The sequence below is a fragment of the Magnetococcales bacterium genome (assembly GCA_015228935.1).
Lineage (GTDB): Bacteria > Pseudomonadota > Magnetococcia > Magnetococcales > DC0425bin3 > HA3dbin3.
Genome location: JADGCO010000014.1, coordinates 41,906 through 61,716 on the forward strand (window position 1 = coordinate 41,906; position 19,811 = coordinate 61,716).

The following is a 19,811-nucleotide window of genomic DNA, read 5'->3' on the forward strand; positions in this document are numbered from 1 at the left end:
ATAAATGATCGATTCCAAAATAATCAGCCCTTGATCACCGACAGGCTATGCCGGCACATCTTCGTATGCTATGCCTGTTTTTTTTGCAGATTTTGGTAGACGGAATAAGTGAAATGCCGGACAATCTGCAACCAGAGGCGATGTTTCCGCCTGGCTTGGCACCATCGCATCGGAGAGTGAAAACGTGCCATTGGAACCTCATCGCCCGCACGGCTCCTTGAAAACTGCAAGTCGGTAAATTACAATTTCCTTTCTGTAGGTTGGAACAGGGAGGAACAAGCGTTCTTGAATGCTCTCGCAACAAAAACCTGCTGGCACTGTCTGGTCGGCGCAACGCTGAAAATGCTGTTGGAACCCGTCGGCATCGATGTGCGTTCAGAAGTCCAGGTTGTCTCTCTCCCGCCCAAGGCAGACCTGATCCTGATCCAGCGCCATACAGGTGGGTGGACAGAAGAACAGCGTCTGTTCCTGGCTGACGGATTGCGGGATCTCGATGCAGACCATATTCTGATCGAAATGAAGGTCACCGAAAACCTGCATGAAGGTGTTCTGTCCCAGATCACGGTCTATGACACCTTGTACCTGAAAACCGCCGGTCTGGAGCGGCAGCAGTTGCGGAGCGTCATCATCAGTTCCACGACTCCTCATAAGGATTTTCTTGAGCAGTTTGCCTTTGAACCTGTTGGACCAAGAGGCGTTTATGAAAGCAAGCCACGATGGGGTGGTGCCGTTCGTCTGATTTTGCTGAACGAACTGGCGGATGAAGCCCGGAACGCTCCTTTAAAGTGTTTTTCCAGCCGCATGGAAGAGCGGAAAAAAGCGTTCGAGACAGTCAAACGTGCAGGGTTGTTCAGGCTCTCTGTTGCATTTGAACGAATCATGGTCGGCCTGTGGAGGTTGCTGATGAAAGGTGCATTGGACATTCCAGAAATAGAGGGTATCACCCCCGAGGACGTTGCCCAACTTGGGAAAGAATGGTTCGAATCGATGGTGGAGATGACACCTGATGAGGAACTTTTTTCTTTGCCAAAATTTGGGCATCACTTGGAGTTGAAGCTTCAGGAAGGCCGCCAGGAAGGTGGAGCCACCATTTTGCTCCAAATCCTCCATCACCGTTTTCCTGATTTGCCGACTTGGGTCGAGTCTAAAGTGTCTATCTCCGATCTCGACGCACTACGCATATGGACAGATCGAGCAATAGATGCATGCTCACTGCAGGACATTTTTGACGACAAGACGGATGGTGGAACGACATAAACGCGGGGCAACCGTGAACACTTTTGACTCGTCTGGCCAGATTCTGGGTATTTTTATAGAACCTCCTTACGGATTTTGATGAACTACAAGGGTGCAATACTGGACAATCCGTAACCAGATGCGCTATTTCCGCGTGGCTTGTGTCATCTGCCTGGACGGTGAGTACGTGCCATCGGAACCCTTGCTCTCGAACGGTTGCCGCTTGCGGTGCCATCCGTCTGATTCTTCTGAACGAACTGGTGGATGAATCCCAGAATGCTCCTTTAAAGTGTTTTTCAAGTCGGCATGAGGAGCGGGCAAAAGCATTCGCGACAGTCAAACGTGCAGGATTGTTCAGACTCTCTCCGGCGAAACGATGTAAACACAACGTATTGATCGGTTCGTTTTTTCTTCAACACTTGATCGCCGACAAACAACGCCGACACATTTGCGCCAAGGTAGCGTCGATCATGCGTTGGCGTCCGGGAGAGCGCAACAACTCCTCCAGGGGTGTCCGGGCCACATTGCCATAACTGAATCTTTGCATGAAATCATGGCAACAAACATACATATTGCCACCCACACCAAAATGAAGATTGCCATCCAGTCGTTTGTCAATACACCCCTTGACGCAGGACAATTCAATTTTATTATCAATGAAGGGACGCAACTCCCCGCCCCGATCCGACAGCGGAAACAGGGTGACCTGGTAGCCATAATGGGCAAACTCCGTCGCCAACTCCGCGTGACGTGCCCGGTGGTCGGCATCCTGCTGCCCCAGAACCATGAGAATGGCCGTCAGATTTTTCGGTTTTATATGCGATCCCAAACGGTGCAGATTGTCCCGCAATTTTTCCGCCTGTCCGGAGGAACCACCCGTCATCCGCCGATACATATCCGGCTCGACCGTCGGTACATCGATGAGAAAATAACTCGAAAAAAGCGGCAGATTGTCAAACAAATAATCAAGAATGGCCGGGGTCAGGTTGGTGCCGTTGGTAATGTTCCAGTAGCGCAAGCGCCTGGCCTTGATCTGCTCAAGACGCTCGATAAAATGAGGATCGATGGTGGGTTCGGCATAGGAAGAGTGGGTGATCAGATTGATTTTGACCGGCAGGGCCAAAACCTGGTCGAGAATATGGGTGTATGCATCCATGGCCATGATCCGGGAGGGAAAAGCATCCCAGTGACCATAGAAACAGTATTGACAACGGCGGTTACAAAAGTTGATGGTCTCGATCTGGACATTGATTTTGGCACTCAGGCCCAGATCCGCCGGGGCAGGAGCGGGGTTTTCCGAACTGATTTCCGGTTCTGACATGGCATGACTTTCATTTTTAGATTGTTGCTCTGATACCTATTGAAAGAGATGGCAAACCACAGTCCGCCCATCCGCAAGCGCGGCTGGTTTGGGAATCTCCTCTCTGCACCGGGACGTCACATCCGGGCATCTGGCCGCAAAACGACATCCAGGTCCCAAATTGACTGGAGAGGGAATTTCTCCCTGCACAAGGGGCCGGAGACGTTGTCGCTCAACTCCCGGATCGGGTACCGGATTGGCCGCCACCAACAAACGGGTATAGGGGTGCATCGGTTCAAAAAATATGCGATCCGCCGGGCCGCACTCCACAATGCCGCCCAGATACATGACGGCCATGCGGTCGGACACATGCCGCACCATGGAAAGATCGTGGGCAATGAACAGCATGGCCAAACCGAGGGAGGCTTTCAATTCATCCAACAGACGGACAATCTGGGCCTGCACGGAGACATCCAGGGCCGATACCGGTTCGTCACACACCAGAAAACGCGGCTCCACGGCCAGGGCACGGGCAATACCAAGGCGCTGGCGTTGGCCACCGGAAAACTCGTGTGGATACCGCGACAGATGATCTGGATGCAAACCCACCCGCTCCAGCCAGAATGCCACCCGCTCCCGCACGGCAGCCTCGCCCCGCACCAAACCCTGCAAGCGCAACCCCTCGCCAACCAGATCCAGGACCGTCATACGCGGATTCAGGGAAGAGAACGGGTCCTGGAAAATCATCTGCATGCGCCGACCCAGGCGTTGGAAATCCGCCGTCGTCAAACGGTCCGGCAATCTATTCCCTTCAAACAAAATCTCACCCGAGGTTTTCTCCAGCAGACCCACCACGACCCGGGCCAGGGTGGACTTGCCCGAACCGCTTTCGCCGACAAGACCCATCACTTCATGGGGTCGAATGGCCAGGGAAACCCGATCCACGGCATGCAGGATGCGTTGGCGTCCCAGACGAAACTGTTTGCTGACATGGTTGATTTCCAGGATCACGGTACATTATCCGCTGATTGCACAATTGAGGCTGGAGGATGAAGGCTGGGGAAATGACATATTCCCTGTTGATAACGACTTGTACGAGAGGCTACCCATTAACTTTCGGATAAAAAAAGTGGGGAAGAAAGATTTTATTGGGGCTCCGCCCCAAACCCCGCCAAGAGGAAGGGCACAGCCCTTCCTCCTGGACCTCCTTCCCAGTTTTTCATTCGTTTTTTTTGAAATTAACAAGTTATTAGTCAGCCTCTGAGTCCATGGATACGTGGTGCCACCGGATGGTACAACCAGCAACGTGCCGAATGCCCCTCGCCCACCTGAAACAGTCCGGGTCGATGTTCCCGGCAAAGACGCATCGCCTGCGGACAACGTGGATAAAATCCACACCCCGGCGGCGGATGCATCAGGTCAGGCGGGGTCCCCTCGATGGGTTGCGGCGGATGTTTGCAGGCCGGATCGGGATCGGGAATGGCCCGACGCAGGCCCACCGTATAGGGATGGGCCGCCCGAATAAAGATATCTGCCACCGGACCCTGCTCCACCACCTGCCCGGCATAGAGGACCGCCACCTGATCGGCCATGCGCGCCACAACACCCAGGTCATGGGTGATCAACACCAGGGCCATCCCCCGGTCCCGTTGCAACGCGGCCAATAAATCCAGAATCTGGGCCTGAATGGTCACATCCAGGGCCGTGGTGGGTTCATCGGCAATCAACACCCGCGGCTGACAGGCCAGACTCATGGCAATCATGGCCCGTTGCAACATGCCGCCGGAAAATTCGAAGGGATATTGGCGCAGACGCCGGTCAACCTCGCCGATCCCGGTCATGGCCAGGAGTTCCGCAGCCCGTTGCCAGGCAGCCCGCCGACTCATCCGCAAGTGAACCTGCAAGGGTTCGGCAATCTGCCAGCCAATCGGCATGGTGGGATTGAGGGCGCTCATGGGATCCTGAAAAATCATGGCCATCTCGACACCCCGCAAGCGCCGCCGGGCATCGGGCGACAGACGCAGAATATCACGACCATCCAGTTCCAGGGCATGAGCCACAACCCGCCCCGGTGGCTGCGGAATCAAACCCATGACCGCCAGCATGGAGGCCGATTTGCCACAACCCGACTCCCCCACAACCGCCAGCGTCGTCCCCGCCGCAACCTGCAAATCAACCCCCCGCACCGCATGAACCACTCCGCCCCGCAAGGCAAACCCCACCTCCAGGCCGGTGATTTTCAAGAGCGGGGTCATGACTGCCGCTCGCTGCGGGTATCCAGGGCATCCCGCAAACCGTCCCCAAACAGGTTGAAGGCCAGGACCGTCATGCTGATGAACATGGCCGGAAACAGCAATTCATGGGGATGGTTGAGCATGGTTTTCACCCCCTGCTGACAAAGAGAACCCCAGGACGGGGTCGGCGGCACCACCCCCATACCGATGAACGACAAAAACGCCTCAGTAAAGATGGCGGAAGGCACGGCAAAGGTCAGCGTCACCAGGATCACCCCCAGGACATTGGGCAACAGGTGATGCAGGAGAATATATCCCCGCCCGCCACCCAGCAGACGGGCCGCCTGGACAAACCCCTGTTCCCGGATCTGCATCACCTGCCCCCGGACCAGGCGGGCCGCGCCGGGCCATCCCAGTAAAATCATGGCCACCAACAAAGGCAGAATGCCACTCTCACCGGATTCGATGCCGAAGGCGATGCGCAATAAAATCATGAAAAGCAAAAACGGCAGGGCAACGACAAAATCGGCAATCCGCATCAGCCATTCATCGAGCCATCCCCCGGCATAACCGGCAATCCCGCCATACAGCGCCCCCAGAAAAATACTGCACAAGGGGGCAAAAATGCCGATAAACAGGGAGGTCTGGGCACCACGCATGAGACGGGCCAGCAGGTCCCGCCCCAGATAATCCTGACCCAAAGGGTGAAACGGAAGGGTCATCTGCACCCCGACCTGGACATCCGGCTGGATACGGATGGCCTGGGGCAGGGTGATGGCCGTCACCGGACGCACGACCAACGTGGCAAACCGGGTCGCCCCATCCACCCCATCGGTGGCCACCACCGAATAGTGATAGGTCACCGGTTCAAGGCGCAAACGGTCGGCAAATCCAACCCGATTGCCGGTCGAAATTTCACCGAGTGGCGTTCCCAGATCCGTCGCATCACTTGGTGGAAACGAATTGCGATAAATCAAGTACCCCGAACTGCCCGGAACCGGCGTCCAGGTCAACCGGACCTCCTGGGTGGTCGGCGGAGCGGCGAGTGCCAGATTTTGTGGGGCAGCCAGATCGTTGGCCGGCTGATTGCCCCGCTCCGGATGTCCGGCGATCACCTCCCCGAACCACAAGGATTCCAAAGGGGGGATCACCAGGGCACTCTCCGGCCAGCCGGGCGAGCGGGAAATGCGATCCAGATCCTGCAAGTCGGGATCCATGCGCCACAGCCAGGGACCCGCCACGGTAAACAGAAGCAATCCGATGATGATCCACAGGGAGACCGTGGCCTGGCGATTGGCCCGCAAGTGGTGCCAGACATCCCCCCAGAAAGAACGGGAGGGACGGGCCAGAACCGGTACGACAGAACGCACCGGTTCCGGTTGAAAATCGCCTGCTCCAGGGCTGAATGCTGGGATATTCGACATGACGCTCAACCCGGGCGAATACGCGGATCGACCCAACCGTAGAGAATATCCACGGCAATGACCATGGCCACCAGGAATGCCCCATAAAAAACCGTGGTGCCCATGATGACCGTATAATCCAACTGCTGGACAGCCTGCACAAAATAGCGACCCAGACCGGGAATGGCAAAGACCAGTTCGACGACAAAACCGCCCGTGGTGATCGTAGCAACGGCCGGTCCCAGGACCGTGACCATGGGCAGGATGGCATTGCGCAGGTGATGCCGCAAAAAAATCCGGCTGTCACTCAACCCTTTGGCCCGTGCCGTGCGCAAAAAATCGGCTCCTCGGGTCTCCAGCATGGAGGAACGCAACAAACGGGTCAGATAAGCCATGGTTCCCAGACCCAGGACCAGGGCCGGAACCACGACATGTTGCGGCGTCCCCCAGCCGGCCACGGGAAAAATGGTACTCCCGAACCATTGATTGATCCGGATCAGCAACAGTTGTCCCCAGGCCGCAAAGACAAAACCTGGCACCGAAATGCCGAGGATCACCAGAAACATGATGATCCAATCGGGCAGGCGGTTGTGATAACGTGCGGTGATCCCCCCCCAGAGAAGCGCCCCGGCCACGGCAAAGACCAGAGCCACCACCCCCAGAATGGCCGACACGGGAAAATGTTCCCGGATGATGTCGTTGACCCGGCGATTTTTCTGGGTAAAAGAGATGCCAAAGTCCCCGCGCAGCATGTTGCCCAGATAGAGGACATATTGCCGATACAAGGGCTGGTCAAGGCCATACTGCCGGGCAAGATTGGCGCGGATGGCCGGGGAGACCACCTTGTCATTCAGCAGGGGATCACCCGGAACGGCATGCATGGCCGCAAACGTGGCCGTGGCAATGAACCAGATGGTCACCAATCCCGATACGATCCGGCGACCGATGAAACGCACCATGCGAACACCAGAAATCCCGTTCAATTCAAACCAAAGGACCCAACATTCCCTGACCACCACCCAGGACCAGCCTGGAGGCTGGAGTCTGAAGGCAGGATTGACAGCATGCCATTGGCACAACCGCAACGTCCAGGTTCCCCATGAACCCACATCGGCCAGCCGGAGACCGGCCAGCACCATGCCACCGGAATTTTCTGTGAACCCTCACCAGTCCGTTGGATACCCACTCTCCCCGGACCATCGGCAATGCCAGATTGAGATTATTGGCGGATGACACGCCTTGTTGCCACGGTGATCCTATAATAAATATTGGCAACTGGCATGATTGGTGACATGATTCGGCAAACAAACTCTGACCAGGGAAATCCAACCCCCATGCACACAGCTTCCCGCTCTCAAAATGCCCTCGGTGATTTATGGGGAGGCATGGCCGCCATGCTTGTGGCCTTGCCGTCGGCCATTGCCTACGGGGTGGCCGCCTATGCCGATCTGGGACGGGATTATGTGGCCTTTGGTGCCATGAGCGGACTGCTCGGCACGGTGATTCTGGGTTTGATCGCCCCCGGTCTGGGAGGTGCGCCCCGTCTGATCACTGCCCCCTGTGCCCCGGCGGCAGCGGTCCTGGCCGCCCTGACAACCCGCCTCCTGGCCGGCGAAATCGCCATTGCCGGCCCCTTTCCACCCGAACGGGTCCTCCTGTTGATCACCATGGTCGGGCTTTTGGCGGCCATTCTGCAATTTTTGTTTGGAGCCATGGGCGGCGGACGCATCATCAAATACATCCCCTTTCCCGTTGTGTCGGGATATTTGAGCGGCGTGGGCATCATCATCTTCTTGAGTCAGATTCCCAAGCTGATGGGCTTTCCCAAAGGGACCGACCCCTGGCTGGGAATCCTCGATCCCAACCTGTGGCAATGGACCGGTATTCTGGTGGGCCTGGTCACCATCCTGGGCATGGCCCTGGGACCCCGTTTGACCAGGGCACTTCCCGCCCCCATTCTCGGGCTTATGGCCGGAATGCTCGCCTATTTTGCACTGGCTCTGTTCAATCCCGCCTTGCGCCAATTGGCAGGCAACACCCTGTTGATCGGTCCCATCAATTTCGAAATCGGCACCATGCAGTCCGGTCTTCAGAGTCGTTGGGCTGCCATCGGCCATTTTCAGTTTGCCGATATCGCGGCTCTGCTGATCCCGGCTCTGACCCTGGCGGTTCTTCTCTCCATCGACACCCTCAAGACCTGCGTCGTGGTCGATGCCATGACCCGCTCCCGTCACCAATCCAACCGGGAACTCGTGGCCCAGGGCATTGGCAACCTGGTCACCAATCTCCTGGGTGGCATGCCCGGGGCCGGCACCATGGGAGCCACCCTCGTCAACATCAACAGCGGCGGTCGCACCCGTCTCTCCGGCATCCTTGAAGGGGCGTTTTCGCTGGCCGTACTCCTGCTCTTCAGTACCCTGATCGGCTGGGTTCCTGTCCCGGCCCTGGCCGGCATTCTGATGGTCGTGGCCTTCAAAATGTTCGACTGGCGCAGTTTCCAGCTTCTGCGCCAACGCTCCACCCTGCTCGACTTTTTCGTCATTGCTGCCGTCATCGTGGTGGCCGTGCGCTTCAACCTCATTGCCGCCTCCGGTGCCGGTGTCGCCCTGGCCATCATTCTGTTTTTGCGCGAACAGGTCAAGAGTTCCGTGGTCCGCCGCCGTCTCACCGGATTGCAAATCTCCTCCAAACGCAACCGGCTCCCGGAAGAGAAAGAAATCCTCTCCAGCCACGGACACTCCATCACCCTTTGCGAACTCCAGGGAAACCTGTTCTTCGGGACCACGGATCAGCTCTACACCCGTCTGGAACCGGACCTGACCCATTGCGACTGTCTCATCCTGGATCTGCGCAACGTCCGCTCCGTCGATTTTACCGCCATCCACATGCTGGAACACATTCAGGGCATGTTGCAGGAACGCGGTGCCACCCTGGTATTCAGTGATCTGCCCGGCAGTTCCCATACAGGTCGCGACCTGGCCACCTATTTTGCCCAGACGGGATTGGTCAGTTCCTCCGGAAATCTGAAAATTTTCTCCACCCTGGATCAGGCCCTGGAGTGGGCGGAAGACAGGCTCATCAACAAGCAAATCCAGACCCTTCCGGAAGAGCAAACCCGTCCTCTCAAATTGAGAGAGATCGACCTGATGCAAGGCTTCAAGGATGAAGGCGATCTCCTGGAACTTCTGAAACAAACCGTCATCGAGCGTTCTTATGCCCCTGGAGAGACCATTTTTCGTCGGGGGGATGCGGGTGATGAAATCTGTCTCATCCGGCAGGGAACGGTACGCATTCTCATCACCCTGGAAGACAACAAGAGCCTGACCCTGGCCTTCTTCGGACGAGGCAATTTCTTTGGTGACATGGCTTTTCTGGATCGGGGCAAACGGTCTACCGATGCCGTGGCCGAAACCGCCTGTGATATATTTCTCATCTCCCGCCAGCACTTCGACAATCTGGTTCTCAAATATCCGATTCTTGGCCAAAAAGTGTTTGCCCGTCTGGCGCGTGCCCTGGCCATTCGTCTGCGCTATACGAATGCCGAACTTCTGGCCCTGCGGGAAGGTTGACAGCGGAACCCATCAATCCGTCATTTCAGTCCAATATTGGATTTCCAGGGCCATGGCTTTGCCGGGCCGGGCACCCAGAGCGATAAGCCCACTGGTTTCCAGGCGGTGTTTGTTATTGTTGACAAAAATGATGTTGCGGTCTTTTCCCAACAGATAGGTGCCATTCCGGCTCCTGTCTGCCAAATAGAAATGTCCCTGATCGAGAATGATGGTTGCATGGTGCTTGGAGACCAGGACCTCTGGTATCACCAGATCCCGATCCGCCTGACGGCCAATGGTGAGCTGAGGCCGTGGTGCCCCCACACCGTAACGACGTGCCCTGTATTGGACAATCAAGGTATATTGTCGATCCATGGAACTCTTCCCTGTCGGCGTCCCTCTTTCCCGCGCCGTATGATATTCTATTGTGATCAGTATCCATGATTCCAAAGTCGATGGCTCCGGAACCCATGCAACAAAGACTCCATTGTTGAACAGACACCTGGACAAATCCGAATGGCTGCCGGCAAGGCTGGGCCTGATTCGGCGATATTGGACCGGTATGCCACCCAATCTCCATGGTATTGTCTGGATTCTGCTCTCCGGGGCCACTTTTTCCGTGGTGGGTGCCCTGGTCAAGGTGATTGGTCGGGATTTGCATCCGTTGCAAATCGTCTTTTTTCGCTGCCTCTTTGGCTTATGCTGGCTTGCCCCGTTCATATGGCGGCAGGGCGGGGAGATTTTGCGTTCGAGCCACCAGGGCATGCATCTGATCCGCGCCCTGGTGGGGACCTGCGCCATGATCGCCACTTTTTATGCCTATGCGGTCCTGCCCTTGGCGGATGTCACCGCTCTTTCATTTACCACGCCGTTGTTCATGATACCCCTGGCGCTGCTCTTTCTGGGCGAACCCCATGATCCCCGGCGCTGGCTGGCCACCCTGATCGGCTTTGGCGGCATCCTGGTCATGGTGCGCCCGGGTGTCCATGGTTTCGATCCGCTGATTTTGATTGGCGTGATCAGCCCATTTTTGATTGCCATCGTCACCACCGTCATCAAAAAAATGACGGCCACGGAAAAAACCATGACCATCCTGGGCCGTTATGCTGTCGCCTCCACCCTCCTCTCTTTGCCACCGGCCTGGATCTTCTGGCAATGGCCTGAGCCGCGAATTTTGTGGCTGTTGCTCCTGATGAGTGGCATTGCCACCGTGGCGCAGTCGGCCCTGGTGCAGGCCTACGCCCTGGGTGAGGCCACCATTGTCGCCCCTTTCGACTATGCGCGGATTTTGATCGCCGGTTTGATCGGTTACTGGTATTTTCATGAGGTACCCGATTTGCAAACCATATTGGGTGGTCTCATCATCATCGTGAGCAACCTTTGGATGATCCGATACACGACCCGGAAAAAAAATTCCGACCAAAACATTGCCATTTTGCCCAAAAATGGCCCATCCTAGGGGGAGGTTTTTCTGCCCCATGCCGGATTTTCCCACATCCTCTCCCCTCTGCGGATTTGATCTCGACCGATGAAACTGGAAATTCTCTCTGCCCAACCCACAGGCCCCAAGCGTCCTTTCAACCTGCTTTTTGTGCATGGCATGTGTGTGGGGGCATGGGTTTGGTCGCCGCATTTTCTGCCCTGTTTTGCGGATTGGGGATATGCCGCCCATGCCCTCAGCCTGCGGGGTCATGGCCGCAGTCCCGGGGCGGAGCGGATTGGCTGGTATTGCCTGGCGGATTATGCCAGTGACATTGAAACCGCCCTGCGGGAATTGGACGGACCGACCATACTGGTGGGACACTCGCTGGGGGGGGCCGTGGTTCAGGAATACATGCGCCGCTCCGGGGGCAAGGCCGCCGGGATGGTTTTGATGGCTTCGGTTCCCCCTTATGGGTTGACCCCGGCGGTGTGGCGCATGTTTTTTGAAAATCCGGCCTTGTGGTGGGAACTGGCCGTGTTGATGTTTGCCGGAGCGCGTCGGGTTCACCAACGCACCGTGCGTGAGGGGCTTTTTTCCCCCGGCTTTCCGGATCAGGATTTTCGTCACTTCGTCCAGGAAGCGGGCAACGAATCCTGGGTGGTGGGGATGGAACTCATGGGTTGGCGGCCTTTTGCTCCCCTGCCCAATTCACTGCCCCATGTCCTGGTCATAGGCGCGGCCAATGACCGGTTCGTTCCCGTCTCCGAAGTGCATCTGAGTGCCGCATGGTACGGAACGCAAGCCGTCATTCTGCCCGATACCGCCCACGCCATCATGCTGGAACCCCGCTGGCAACACGCCGCCAATGCCATTCATGGCTGGCTGGAAAAATTGGAAAAGTAGCTTTTCTCCACTCTCCCATGTTTGTCGCCTGGTTTATTTCATTTGCGGAAGTTTTATTTCATCATCCAAATCCCGAATATCGGGAGGAGTTCTTGTCGGATGTTCCTTGATTTCCCTTCCGTCAGGAGTTGTCCTGGGCTTTCCACTTCCTGTCCAGGTACCATCTGGAGCCTGTACCGGTTTTCCTCCAACCCAGGTTCCATCTGGAGCCAGTTCTGGTTTACCCTCCCCGATCCAAGTTCCATCTGGAGCTTGCTGCGGTGTCCCTCCGACCCAGGTTCCGTCCGGAGCCCGTTGTGGTGTACCCACAACCCACTTTGGACGCTTTTTTTTCCGTTCCTTCTTCCTGGCTTCTTCTTCTTCAAGTTGCCTGGTCCGGCTCAGTTCCTTCTGAGTTTTAACCTGTTTACCGGTTTCCACCACAAATTCTGCCAAGGCCCCGACGGCTTTCCAGAGTTCAAGATTTTTGGGACCGGTGACGGTCGTCACCTGTCCATCGACAAAATATCCTTCATAGGTTCTTCCGTTGACAAATTTGAAGACCCCAATGCCCGTCAGTTTACCTTTAACCACATCTCCCGCATAAATATTTCCATTGGAAAATTTGTAGATCCCTTTGCCTGTCATTTGATTGTCTACAAAATCTCCTTCATAGACATCTTTATTGGCAAACTTGTAGATTCCTTTCCCTGCCATCGTATCGTCAATAAAATCCCCTTCGTAGACATCTTTATTGATAAATTTAAAAATTCCCTTGCCATGCAATCTGCCGTCAACGATTTCCCCTTCATAAACATTCCCATTTTCAAACTCGTAAATCCCTTTTCCATTTATTCTGCTGCTGGCTGACACTTCTTCCTTGATTTTTCCATTGGCGGGTTTGAACAATCCTTTTCCGTACATGCATTGGATGCGACCCGTCTGTTTTTTTGCTTTGCGATCACCAAAATCCACCGCGCTGTTTATTTCAGAAACATGTTTTGAAATAATTGTATAATTCAGGCATTCCTGATTGGCCATGGAAACGAATTCGATATTCAATTTTTCATTTGGCAGCCGAGCCGGGACGACGGCTGTGATCTCCCACATGTTTTGTCCAATTAACCGCATTCCTGGGGAGATTGTGGCACACCCTGCTGACAAAGACAGACAAGATCCCAGGGCAACCATCCCGATCAATTTGCATGCCTGATGATTGGTCATACCTACTCACTCCTGTTCTTGCGTTCGCGATTCAATCTTTCCCGGATATCCTTTTTCAGTACTTGACATACAAAGGGATATCCTTTCCATGCTTCTTGAACCAGTCGGTAAAGTCATCCATTTTTCCAGAGTTGCTCAAGACTCTGATCCAATTGACTATAAAATCTTCGAAAAAAAACACTATATTGGCAAAAATAATAATCAAATATGTTTATTCTAACTTTGCATAATATCATAACACCCTAACGATGCCTGTATTTACAAAATATGCTACAGGAATAAACACAAAAACATACATCAAGCATATAATTATAAACCCGCAAAAATTACATATAACTCTCATAAAAATCCGCCTTTTCATACAATAAAATAATACATAAGCACCGAAAAATAAAGATGATACTGAAATAAATTGGCAACTAAAATTTGAACTTTTACAAATATCAAATTTACCTCTGCTGATATCATCTCCAAAATAATAATACATGAGATATATTTCTAACAATACTATCAAACACATCGCAAAAATATCTAAAAAAATTATAAAATATTTTAATAATTTTGCACCATTAAATTTATTCGGCTTACACATCATGCCATGCCTTTCATATAAAACATGGACCAATCCAAGAGGCCTACATTCTTAAATTTATTACTTTCTATCCATGTTATACTTGACATACAAAGCAAAATCCTAACCATGCTTCTTAAATTAATCAACAAAGTCGTCCATTTTGTCTGTTAGATCAATGCACCCTGCTGAACCGGGAGTCCACCCTTAATGCGTCGTAAACCAATAAAGATAATGAATATTCACCCTGTTAAAAGCATACCAATAACATCTTAAAATGACATCTCACCAATATAATAAGACATCGGCGACACCACGTAATGTACAATGATAAAAAATAATATAACACCACAAATCACACATAGATGCCGATATTTTATCTTCCTTGATATACATGTATATATCACCGCACCTGAAATTATTGCATTTACTGTAGAATAAAACTGACAAATATAATGTTTATTACTGCAAAAATCATATTTTCCTTCGGTTGCATTTAATATATCAGGCCTTAAATATGCTATATAGACACTATAAATAAATATTAAAAATATCAAAATAATAACCAGCAATGAAATTCGATCCGTAATAATCAATATATACCAAGCCACTGATTTTAATAATTTCATTAATTTTAAAGAATAATATCCATAATTAACCTTCATGATAAAATATCCTTCACAAACTTTAACCATCTATCAAACAAGTCTCTTGAACATCTTCCAATAATGAATTTATCCAAGAGACTTGTGAAGTCTACATGATCTTCGATTTACATTCAGTACCTGACGAACAAAGGAACATCTTGACCGTGCTTTTTGAACCAGTCGGCAAAGTCATCCATCTCTCCTATCAGATCAATACATCCTACCGAACCAGGAGTCCACCCTTCATAAATCAGAAACTACAAACGATTATTAATATTTAATAGCTAGAAAATCTAATGAATTTTACTTAATAACTCAGCTATTGGCCTAATAAAATAGTAGTAAATAATTAAATAAATAGTAAATCCACATATTATACAAGGAATTCTAATTAAAATTTGTCTTTTTAGACAACCAAACAGCGTGATACCGATAAAAAACAATGTCGAAACCACCATAAATACACAAGGATAATTATTATAAACACAAAGATCAAATTTTAAATAATAATGACCAAATCCAAATTTATAGGTAAAATCTATTGAGAATAATAAAACAAACCATATCAAAAGAAAGTCAAGCATCACTAAAACAGATCTTGAGAAATATTTTAATAATTTAATATTGCTTATCGATATAAACATTTCATATAACATATCATTATCTTTCAAAAAAGTCTCTTGAATATCTTCTGAAAAAGAATTTATTCAAGAGACTTATAAAATCCTACGTGATCTTCGGTTTACATTCAGTACCTGACAAACAAAGGAACATCTTGACCGTGCTTTTTGAACCAATCAGCAAAGTCATCCATTTGGTCCGTCAGATCGATACAACCGGCTGACCCTGGAGTGCTTCCCCCATGAATCGTAAATCCCGAACGATTATAGGTTTCCACACCTGGTGCAGGTTTCAACCAAACACGACGACGACCCCAGGGTCCGGTACCTCCCGGCCAAGTCCCTTTATCGATCAATGACAAAGCTTTCTGGGTTAATGAAAGATCGTCATACGATTGATAATTCTCCTGATTAACATTCCATTTACCCTCTGGAATTGGTCCAGCCCCCGGTTGATTCTGATACATCGGATTTTGAAACTCTCCTGCCCCTGAAACTCCTTTCCAGGACTTGACTTTCTTACCATCTTCCCAATGAGCAAGTTCATTTCCGTTATACGTCATAAAACTCCTGAGACCTGGCTCAGGTGGAACAATAGTATGTTCCAAGATCCGATCTCCATCATCCACCACATAAGTCGGTTGGATCGACCCAGAAGCATTTGACATCCAGGCTGGATTGGCCCCTCCTGTGTCACTATCAATTTCTTGAGGAGGCAGTGTCGGCGTTGGCTGCTGCTGGGTCTGTGACATCCTGGCAGCCTGTTGTGGTCTGGATTGGGTCTGGGTGTTGTTTTGATTCCCTTGCCCGCCCAGAAACTGGCCCAACTCGTTGAAGGTTTTCCAGGCCGACTTGTGCAGATACATGCTGTCTGGATCAGACTGGCGGGAAGGCGCATCCATACCGAAATACTTTCGGTAAAAATCATGCGTATCCTCCAGATTTTTCGTGATACGACGCAAGGTGGTCGAGTCGCGTTGCCGCATGGTCAGATCAATATCATCCCCAAGATATTCCATATGCACCGGATCTCCGGTTGCATGCACCACCAAACTTTCATTGGCGGGATTCAGACCGGTCAGCCATCGCAAGCGTTGGCGTGTCTCATTGGCAGCCAGATATTGGTCATATTCCGTGTTGGCATTGTTCATCTTGTTGCTGCCGGTTTCCAGAATTTGATAGACCCGGTTCCTATGCTCATCTTCGTCGAAACCCATCTTCTTCTCCAAGTTATCATGGTCGATCCAGGTCCGCAAGCCAAATGCAGCATGCTGCAAGGCATTGCAGAAGACATGGCGGGGCCAAAGCCCCGCCATGGATTGTTACACTGACAGGCGTTGCCAGTTACAGACGTTGGCGGATTTCGGCCACCATTTGCGGCTTGATTTTGCTTTCCCAATTGCTGAGCAGGGCCTGTCGGTCTTCCGGGGGAGGTTGTGGTTGCCCCCGGTTGGGCATACCGGCATCTGGATTGTTGCCCGGTCCCTCTCTGTCTGGTGCTGGTTTGCGACCCATGGCACGATCCAGACGCCCGGAACGTGCCATTTCTCCCAGTTGGTTATAATCCTCCTGCACCTGTTTGGGATCGAAGCGTTGCAGGCGGGCCATGTGGGTACCGGCGATATCCAACGCCTTGTAGAAGGCCATTTCCCGTTGTTGATCGGTGAATCTGGCCACACCGACCGACTCGGCCAGGGAGATCAGTTCTCCCATGATTTCCATGCCACCCTGCATGGCAATTTCGCCCGGAATGTGCATGCCGCTCCCATTGACCACAAACTTTTCGTTCAAAAGCTGCTCTATTGGCCAAAATGATGATCAAGGCCTTAAAAAAAGAGCTATCGGCATAATTAGACAAGCATAGATTAATACAAACAAGACAAAACCACAAATTATACATGGAATGCGAATTATGATTTTTTTTGTTAAACAAATATACACAATAAATCCACAAACAATCAAAGACGATATCGCGATAAATTGACAAATATATTCGCGGTTATCACATAAATCAAATTTACCTCTATTCTTGTCTTCGTAAAAAAATGTCAAATATACTCCAACAGCATTTATAATGGTAAATAACATGATTGACCATGACAAAACAAGATCAGTCAAAACAATAATTGACCGAGATAAATTATCAATAAATCCCGATTTTCTTTTTGATTGATTATTTACATTGAATACCATCTCTCCACCCATCTAAAAAGTCTGTAAAATTTATATACAAAACCATTTCATCCGTAACATAAAAATTCAACTTCCACAATAAAAAAATCAGGTCCCTGGATATTAATTGAAAAAAGTAAACCAACCCAAGGGACCTGCATGATTTCACCGGTTACTTTCTATTTTTTCCATATTTGACATACAAAGGAACATCCTGACCATGCTTCATAAACCAATCAGCAAAGTCATCCATTTTGTCTGTCAAATCAATGCACCCTGCTGAACCAGGAGTCCACCCCCCATGAATCGTAAACCCGGAACGATTATAGGTCTCCACTCCTGGCGCAGGTTTCAACCAAACACGATGATCACCCCATGATACTGTTCCCCCTGGCCATTTTCCTATATTTTTCTTGAGGATTTTATCAACTTTTAAAGCTCTAAGCCCTCCTCCAATCCACGACGTAGCTTGCTCTGACATGGTAAGATCATTAAACTTCTGGTGATTTTTTTGTTTGACATCCCACTTACCCTCAGGTATTGGGCCCATCGCTGCCATGTCTTGATATTTTGCATCTTGAAACTCATCTTTTCCCGACACACCCGCCCAGCTTTTGACCTTCTTGCCATCCACAAAATGCGCAAGTTCATCCCCATTGAAGGCCAGCCAACTTTTGACTCCTGGCTCTGGTGGCTCTGCAACACCAGGAAACACAGATACCACTCGGGTCGTTTTGGGTACGGACATCATCTGGCTCAATGATTGACCAACATTTCGTACAGACTCCTTCACCTGGTTGACAATCCGATTGCCTGCTTCCGTCATGTAAGCTGCATGCATCGCCCCGGGCACTCTGGACAACCCAGTTGATCCACCCCCTCCTGTACTGTACTCCTGAGGAGGCAGTGTCGGCATCGGCTGCTGTTGGGTCTGGGTCATCATGGCAGCCTGTTGCGGCCAGGATTGGGTCTGGGTGTTGTTTTGATTCCCTTGCCCGCCCAGAAACTGGCCCAACTCATTGAAGGTTTTCCAGGCTGACTTGTGAAGATACATGCTGTCCGGATCAGACTGGCGGGAAGGCGCATCCATACCGAAATACTTTCGGTAAAAATCATGCGTATCCTCCAGATTTTTCGTGATACGACGCAAGGTGGTCGAGTCGCGTTGCCGCATGGTCAGATCAATATCATCCCCAAGATATTCCATATGCACCGGATCTCCGGTTGCATGCACCACCAAACTTTCATTGGCGGGATTCAGACCGGTCAGCCATCGCAAGCGTTGGCGTGTCTCATTGGCAGCCAGATATTGGTCATATTCCGTGTTGGCATTGTTCATCTTGTTGCTGCCGGTTTCCAGAATTTGATAGACCCGGTTCCTATGCTCATCTTCGTCGAAACCCATCTTCTTCTCCAAGTTATCATGGTCGATCCAGGTCCGCAAGCCAAATGCAGCATGCTGCAAGGCATTGCAGAAGACATGGCGGGGCCAAAGCCCCGCCATGGATTGTTACACTGACAGGCGTTGCCAGTTACAGACGTTGGCGGATTTCGGCCACCATTTGCGGCTTGATTTTGCTTTCCCAATTGCTGAGCAGGGCCTGTCGGTCTTCCGGGGGAGGTTGTGGTTGCCCCCGGTTGGGCATACCGGCATCTGGATTGTTGCCCGGTCCCTCTCTGTCTGGTGCTGGTTTGCGACCCATGGCACGATCCAGACGCCCGGAACGTGCCATTTCTCCCAGTTGGTTATAATCCTCCTGCACCTGTTTGGGATCGAAGCGTTGCAGGCGGGCCATGTGGGTACCGGCGATATCCAACGCCTTGTAGAAGGCCATCTCTCGTTGTTGATCGGTGAATCTGGCCACACCGACCGACTCGGCCAGGGAGATCAGTTCTCCCATGATTTCCATGCCACCCTGCATGGCAATTTCGCCCGGAATGTGCATGCCACGCGACCTGGCATCCGAGAGGATGCGTTCCACGAGCATGTAGGTGGACTCGGCCACGACCTGAATCGGATCTTCATTGCGCATGCGTTCCAGAATCGCGGCAACAACTTGCGGGTTGCTCAGGATTCTGATCCCATTGACCACAAACTTTTCGTACAAAAGCTGTTCTTCCTCGGTGGGTGCTTCATGGTCGTCCATATCCGCCGAAGAATCCAGGCCGGAAGGTGTGGACATTCCAGACGCAAAACCTCCTGTCCTATTGGCCGGTTGCATGTTTGGGGTGGAGAGACCCTGTCCACCCATATTGGACATGCCTGGTGTCAACCCATCTTCGCAGCTTTTCCCATTTTTCGAGCTGCTTTTGAGATGATTTCAAGCAAAAACGGTCGTTTCATGAAAAGTGTATATAATAAAATCAAGTAGTTGAAAAATTCCTGGCGGTCAAAACTCGGTTTGTAGTGCCATAATCGTAAACAATCACTTGACAACGATGTGGTTTCAGCTATTTTGACCGTATGTACATTCGACGCACGACCATCAAGAGCCGCCAGCAAATGGTTCAATAAATGTAGTTGGTTTTTTTTTTATACTTGCCAGCCATT

15 protein-coding genes are annotated in these 19,811 nt (G+C 51.4%); 4 read left to right on the forward strand and 11 right to left on the reverse strand.

Annotated elements, in window-relative coordinates:
* Window positions 1-348 precede the first annotated feature (348 nt).
* Window positions 349-1,257: a hypothetical protein gene (locus HQL65_05795; GenBank protein MBF0135733.1), complete on the forward strand. Its 909-nt coding sequence runs from the start codon at window positions 349-351 to the stop codon at window positions 1,255-1,257.
* 391 nt (window positions 1,258-1,648) lie between these two features.
* On the opposite strand, the gene HQL65_05800 is transcribed toward HQL65_05795, so the two are convergent.
* The 5 genes from HQL65_05800 to HQL65_05820 form a co-directional block, all read right to left on the reverse strand.
* Window positions 1,649-2,557 carry a radical SAM protein gene (locus HQL65_05800; GenBank protein ID MBF0135734.1) on the reverse strand — a complete coding sequence of 303 codons (909 nt, stop codon included), beginning with the start codon at window positions 2,555-2,557 and terminating at the stop codon, window positions 1,649-1,651.
* Window positions 2,558-2,593: 36 nt separating this feature from the next.
* Entirely contained in the window at window positions 2,594-3,544 is a 951-nt protein-coding gene (locus tag HQL65_05805) for an ABC transporter ATP-binding protein (GenBank protein ID MBF0135735.1), read from the reverse strand.
* A gap of 245 nt (window positions 3,545-3,789) precedes the next feature.
* Window positions 3,790-4,791, reverse strand: a complete 1,002-nt coding sequence (locus HQL65_05810) for an ABC transporter ATP-binding protein (protein ID MBF0135736.1) — start codon at window positions 4,789-4,791, stop codon at window positions 3,790-3,792.
* Window positions 4,788-6,194, reverse strand: a complete 1,407-nt coding sequence (locus HQL65_05815; protein ID MBF0135737.1) for an ABC transporter permease — start codon at window positions 6,192-6,194, stop codon at window positions 4,788-4,790. Before HQL65_05815 ends, HQL65_05810 begins: the two co-directional genes overlap by 4 nt.
* A gap of 5 nt (window positions 6,195-6,199) precedes the next feature.
* Entirely contained in the window at window positions 6,200-7,132 is a 933-nt protein-coding gene (locus HQL65_05820) for an ABC transporter permease (protein MBF0135738.1), read from the reverse strand.
* 375 nt (window positions 7,133-7,507) lie between these two features.
* On the opposite strand from HQL65_05820, the gene HQL65_05825 reads away from it, so the two are divergent.
* Window positions 7,508-9,742, forward strand: coding sequence for an SLC26A/SulP transporter family protein (locus HQL65_05825; GenBank protein ID MBF0135739.1), 2,235 nt, complete (start codon window positions 7,508-7,510; stop codon window positions 9,740-9,742).
* A gap of 12 nt (window positions 9,743-9,754) precedes the next feature.
* Here the strand turns inward: HQL65_05825 and HQL65_05830 are convergent, their stop codons facing one another.
* Complete coding sequence (locus HQL65_05830) at window positions 9,755-10,096, reverse strand: FHA domain-containing protein (protein MBF0135740.1); 342 nt, start codon at window positions 10,094-10,096, stop codon at window positions 9,755-9,757.
* 52 nt (window positions 10,097-10,148) lie between these two features.
* Between HQL65_05830 and HQL65_05835 the strand changes: the two genes are divergently transcribed.
* The gene (locus tag HQL65_05835) at window positions 10,149-11,180 is read left to right on the forward strand and encodes a DMT family transporter (GenBank protein ID MBF0135741.1); all 1,032 of its coding nucleotides are present in this window, start codon (window positions 10,149-10,151) and stop codon (window positions 11,178-11,180) included.
* A 69-nt stretch (window positions 11,181-11,249) separates the two neighbouring features.
* Window positions 11,250-12,047: an alpha/beta fold hydrolase gene (locus tag HQL65_05840; protein ID MBF0135742.1), complete on the forward strand. Its 798-nt coding sequence runs from the start codon at window positions 11,250-11,252 to the stop codon at window positions 12,045-12,047.
* A 33-nt stretch (window positions 12,048-12,080) separates the two neighbouring features.
* Here the strand turns inward: HQL65_05840 and HQL65_05845 are convergent, their stop codons facing one another.
* The 5 genes from HQL65_05845 to HQL65_05865 all read right to left on the reverse strand — a co-directional run bounded on the left by HQL65_05845 (window position 12,081) and on the right by HQL65_05865 (window position 19,443).
* Entirely contained in the window at window positions 12,081-13,250 is a 1,170-nt protein-coding gene (locus tag HQL65_05845; GenBank protein MBF0135743.1) for a hypothetical protein, read from the reverse strand.
* A gap of 1,966 nt (window positions 13,251-15,216) precedes the next feature.
* Window positions 15,217-16,305 (reverse strand): DUF2778 domain-containing protein, encoded by a 1,089-nt coding sequence (locus HQL65_05850; GenBank protein MBF0135744.1) that lies wholly within the window; start codon window positions 16,303-16,305, stop codon window positions 15,217-15,219.
* Window positions 16,306-16,432: 127 nt separating this feature from the next.
* Entirely contained in the window at window positions 16,433-16,879 is a 447-nt protein-coding gene (locus HQL65_05855; protein ID MBF0135745.1) for a hypothetical protein, read from the reverse strand.
* A gap of 553 nt (window positions 16,880-17,432) precedes the next feature.
* Complete coding sequence (locus tag HQL65_05860) at window positions 17,433-18,665, reverse strand: DUF2778 domain-containing protein (GenBank protein ID MBF0135746.1); 1,233 nt, start codon at window positions 18,663-18,665, stop codon at window positions 17,433-17,435.
* 127 nt (window positions 18,666-18,792) lie between these two features.
* Window positions 18,793-19,443 carry a hypothetical protein gene (locus tag HQL65_05865; protein MBF0135747.1) on the reverse strand — a complete coding sequence of 217 codons (651 nt, stop codon included), beginning with the start codon at window positions 19,441-19,443 and terminating at the stop codon, window positions 18,793-18,795.
* Window positions 19,444-19,811: the final 368 nt, after the last annotated feature.

Coding starts and splice junctions, on each gene's coding strand:
- HQL65_05815 (MBF0135737.1), bottom strand. CDS start 6,194: ATGTCGAATATCCCAGCATTCAGCCCTGGAGCAGGCGATTTTCAACCG.
- HQL65_05825 (MBF0135739.1), top strand. CDS start 7,508: ATGCACACAGCTTCCCGCTCTCAAAATGCCCTCGGTGATTTATGGGGA.
- HQL65_05830 (MBF0135740.1), bottom strand. CDS start 10,096: ATGGATCGACAATATACCTTGATTGTCCAATACAGGGCACGTCGTTAC.
- HQL65_05840 (MBF0135742.1), top strand. CDS start 11,250: ATGAAACTGGAAATTCTCTCTGCCCAACCCACAGGCCCCAAGCGTCCT.
- HQL65_05800 (MBF0135734.1), bottom strand. CDS start 2,557: ATGTCAGAACCGGAAATCAGTTCGGAAAACCCCGCTCCTGCCCCGGCG.
- HQL65_05850 (MBF0135744.1), bottom strand. CDS start 16,305: ATGGGTTTCGACGAAGATGAGCATAGGAACCGGGTCTATCAAATTCTG.
- HQL65_05865 (MBF0135747.1), bottom strand. CDS start 19,443: ATGTCCACACCTTCCGGCCTGGATTCTTCGGCGGATATGGACGACCAT.
- HQL65_05860 (MBF0135746.1), bottom strand. CDS start 18,665: ATGGGTTTCGACGAAGATGAGCATAGGAACCGGGTCTATCAAATTCTG.
- HQL65_05810 (MBF0135736.1), bottom strand. CDS start 4,791: ATGACCCCGCTCTTGAAAATCACCGGCCTGGAGGTGGGGTTTGCCTTG.
- HQL65_05820 (MBF0135738.1), bottom strand. CDS start 7,132: ATGGTGCGTTTCATCGGTCGCCGGATCGTATCGGGATTGGTGACCATC.
- HQL65_05845 (MBF0135743.1), bottom strand. CDS start 13,250: ATGACCAATCATCAGGCATGCAAATTGATCGGGATGGTTGCCCTGGGA.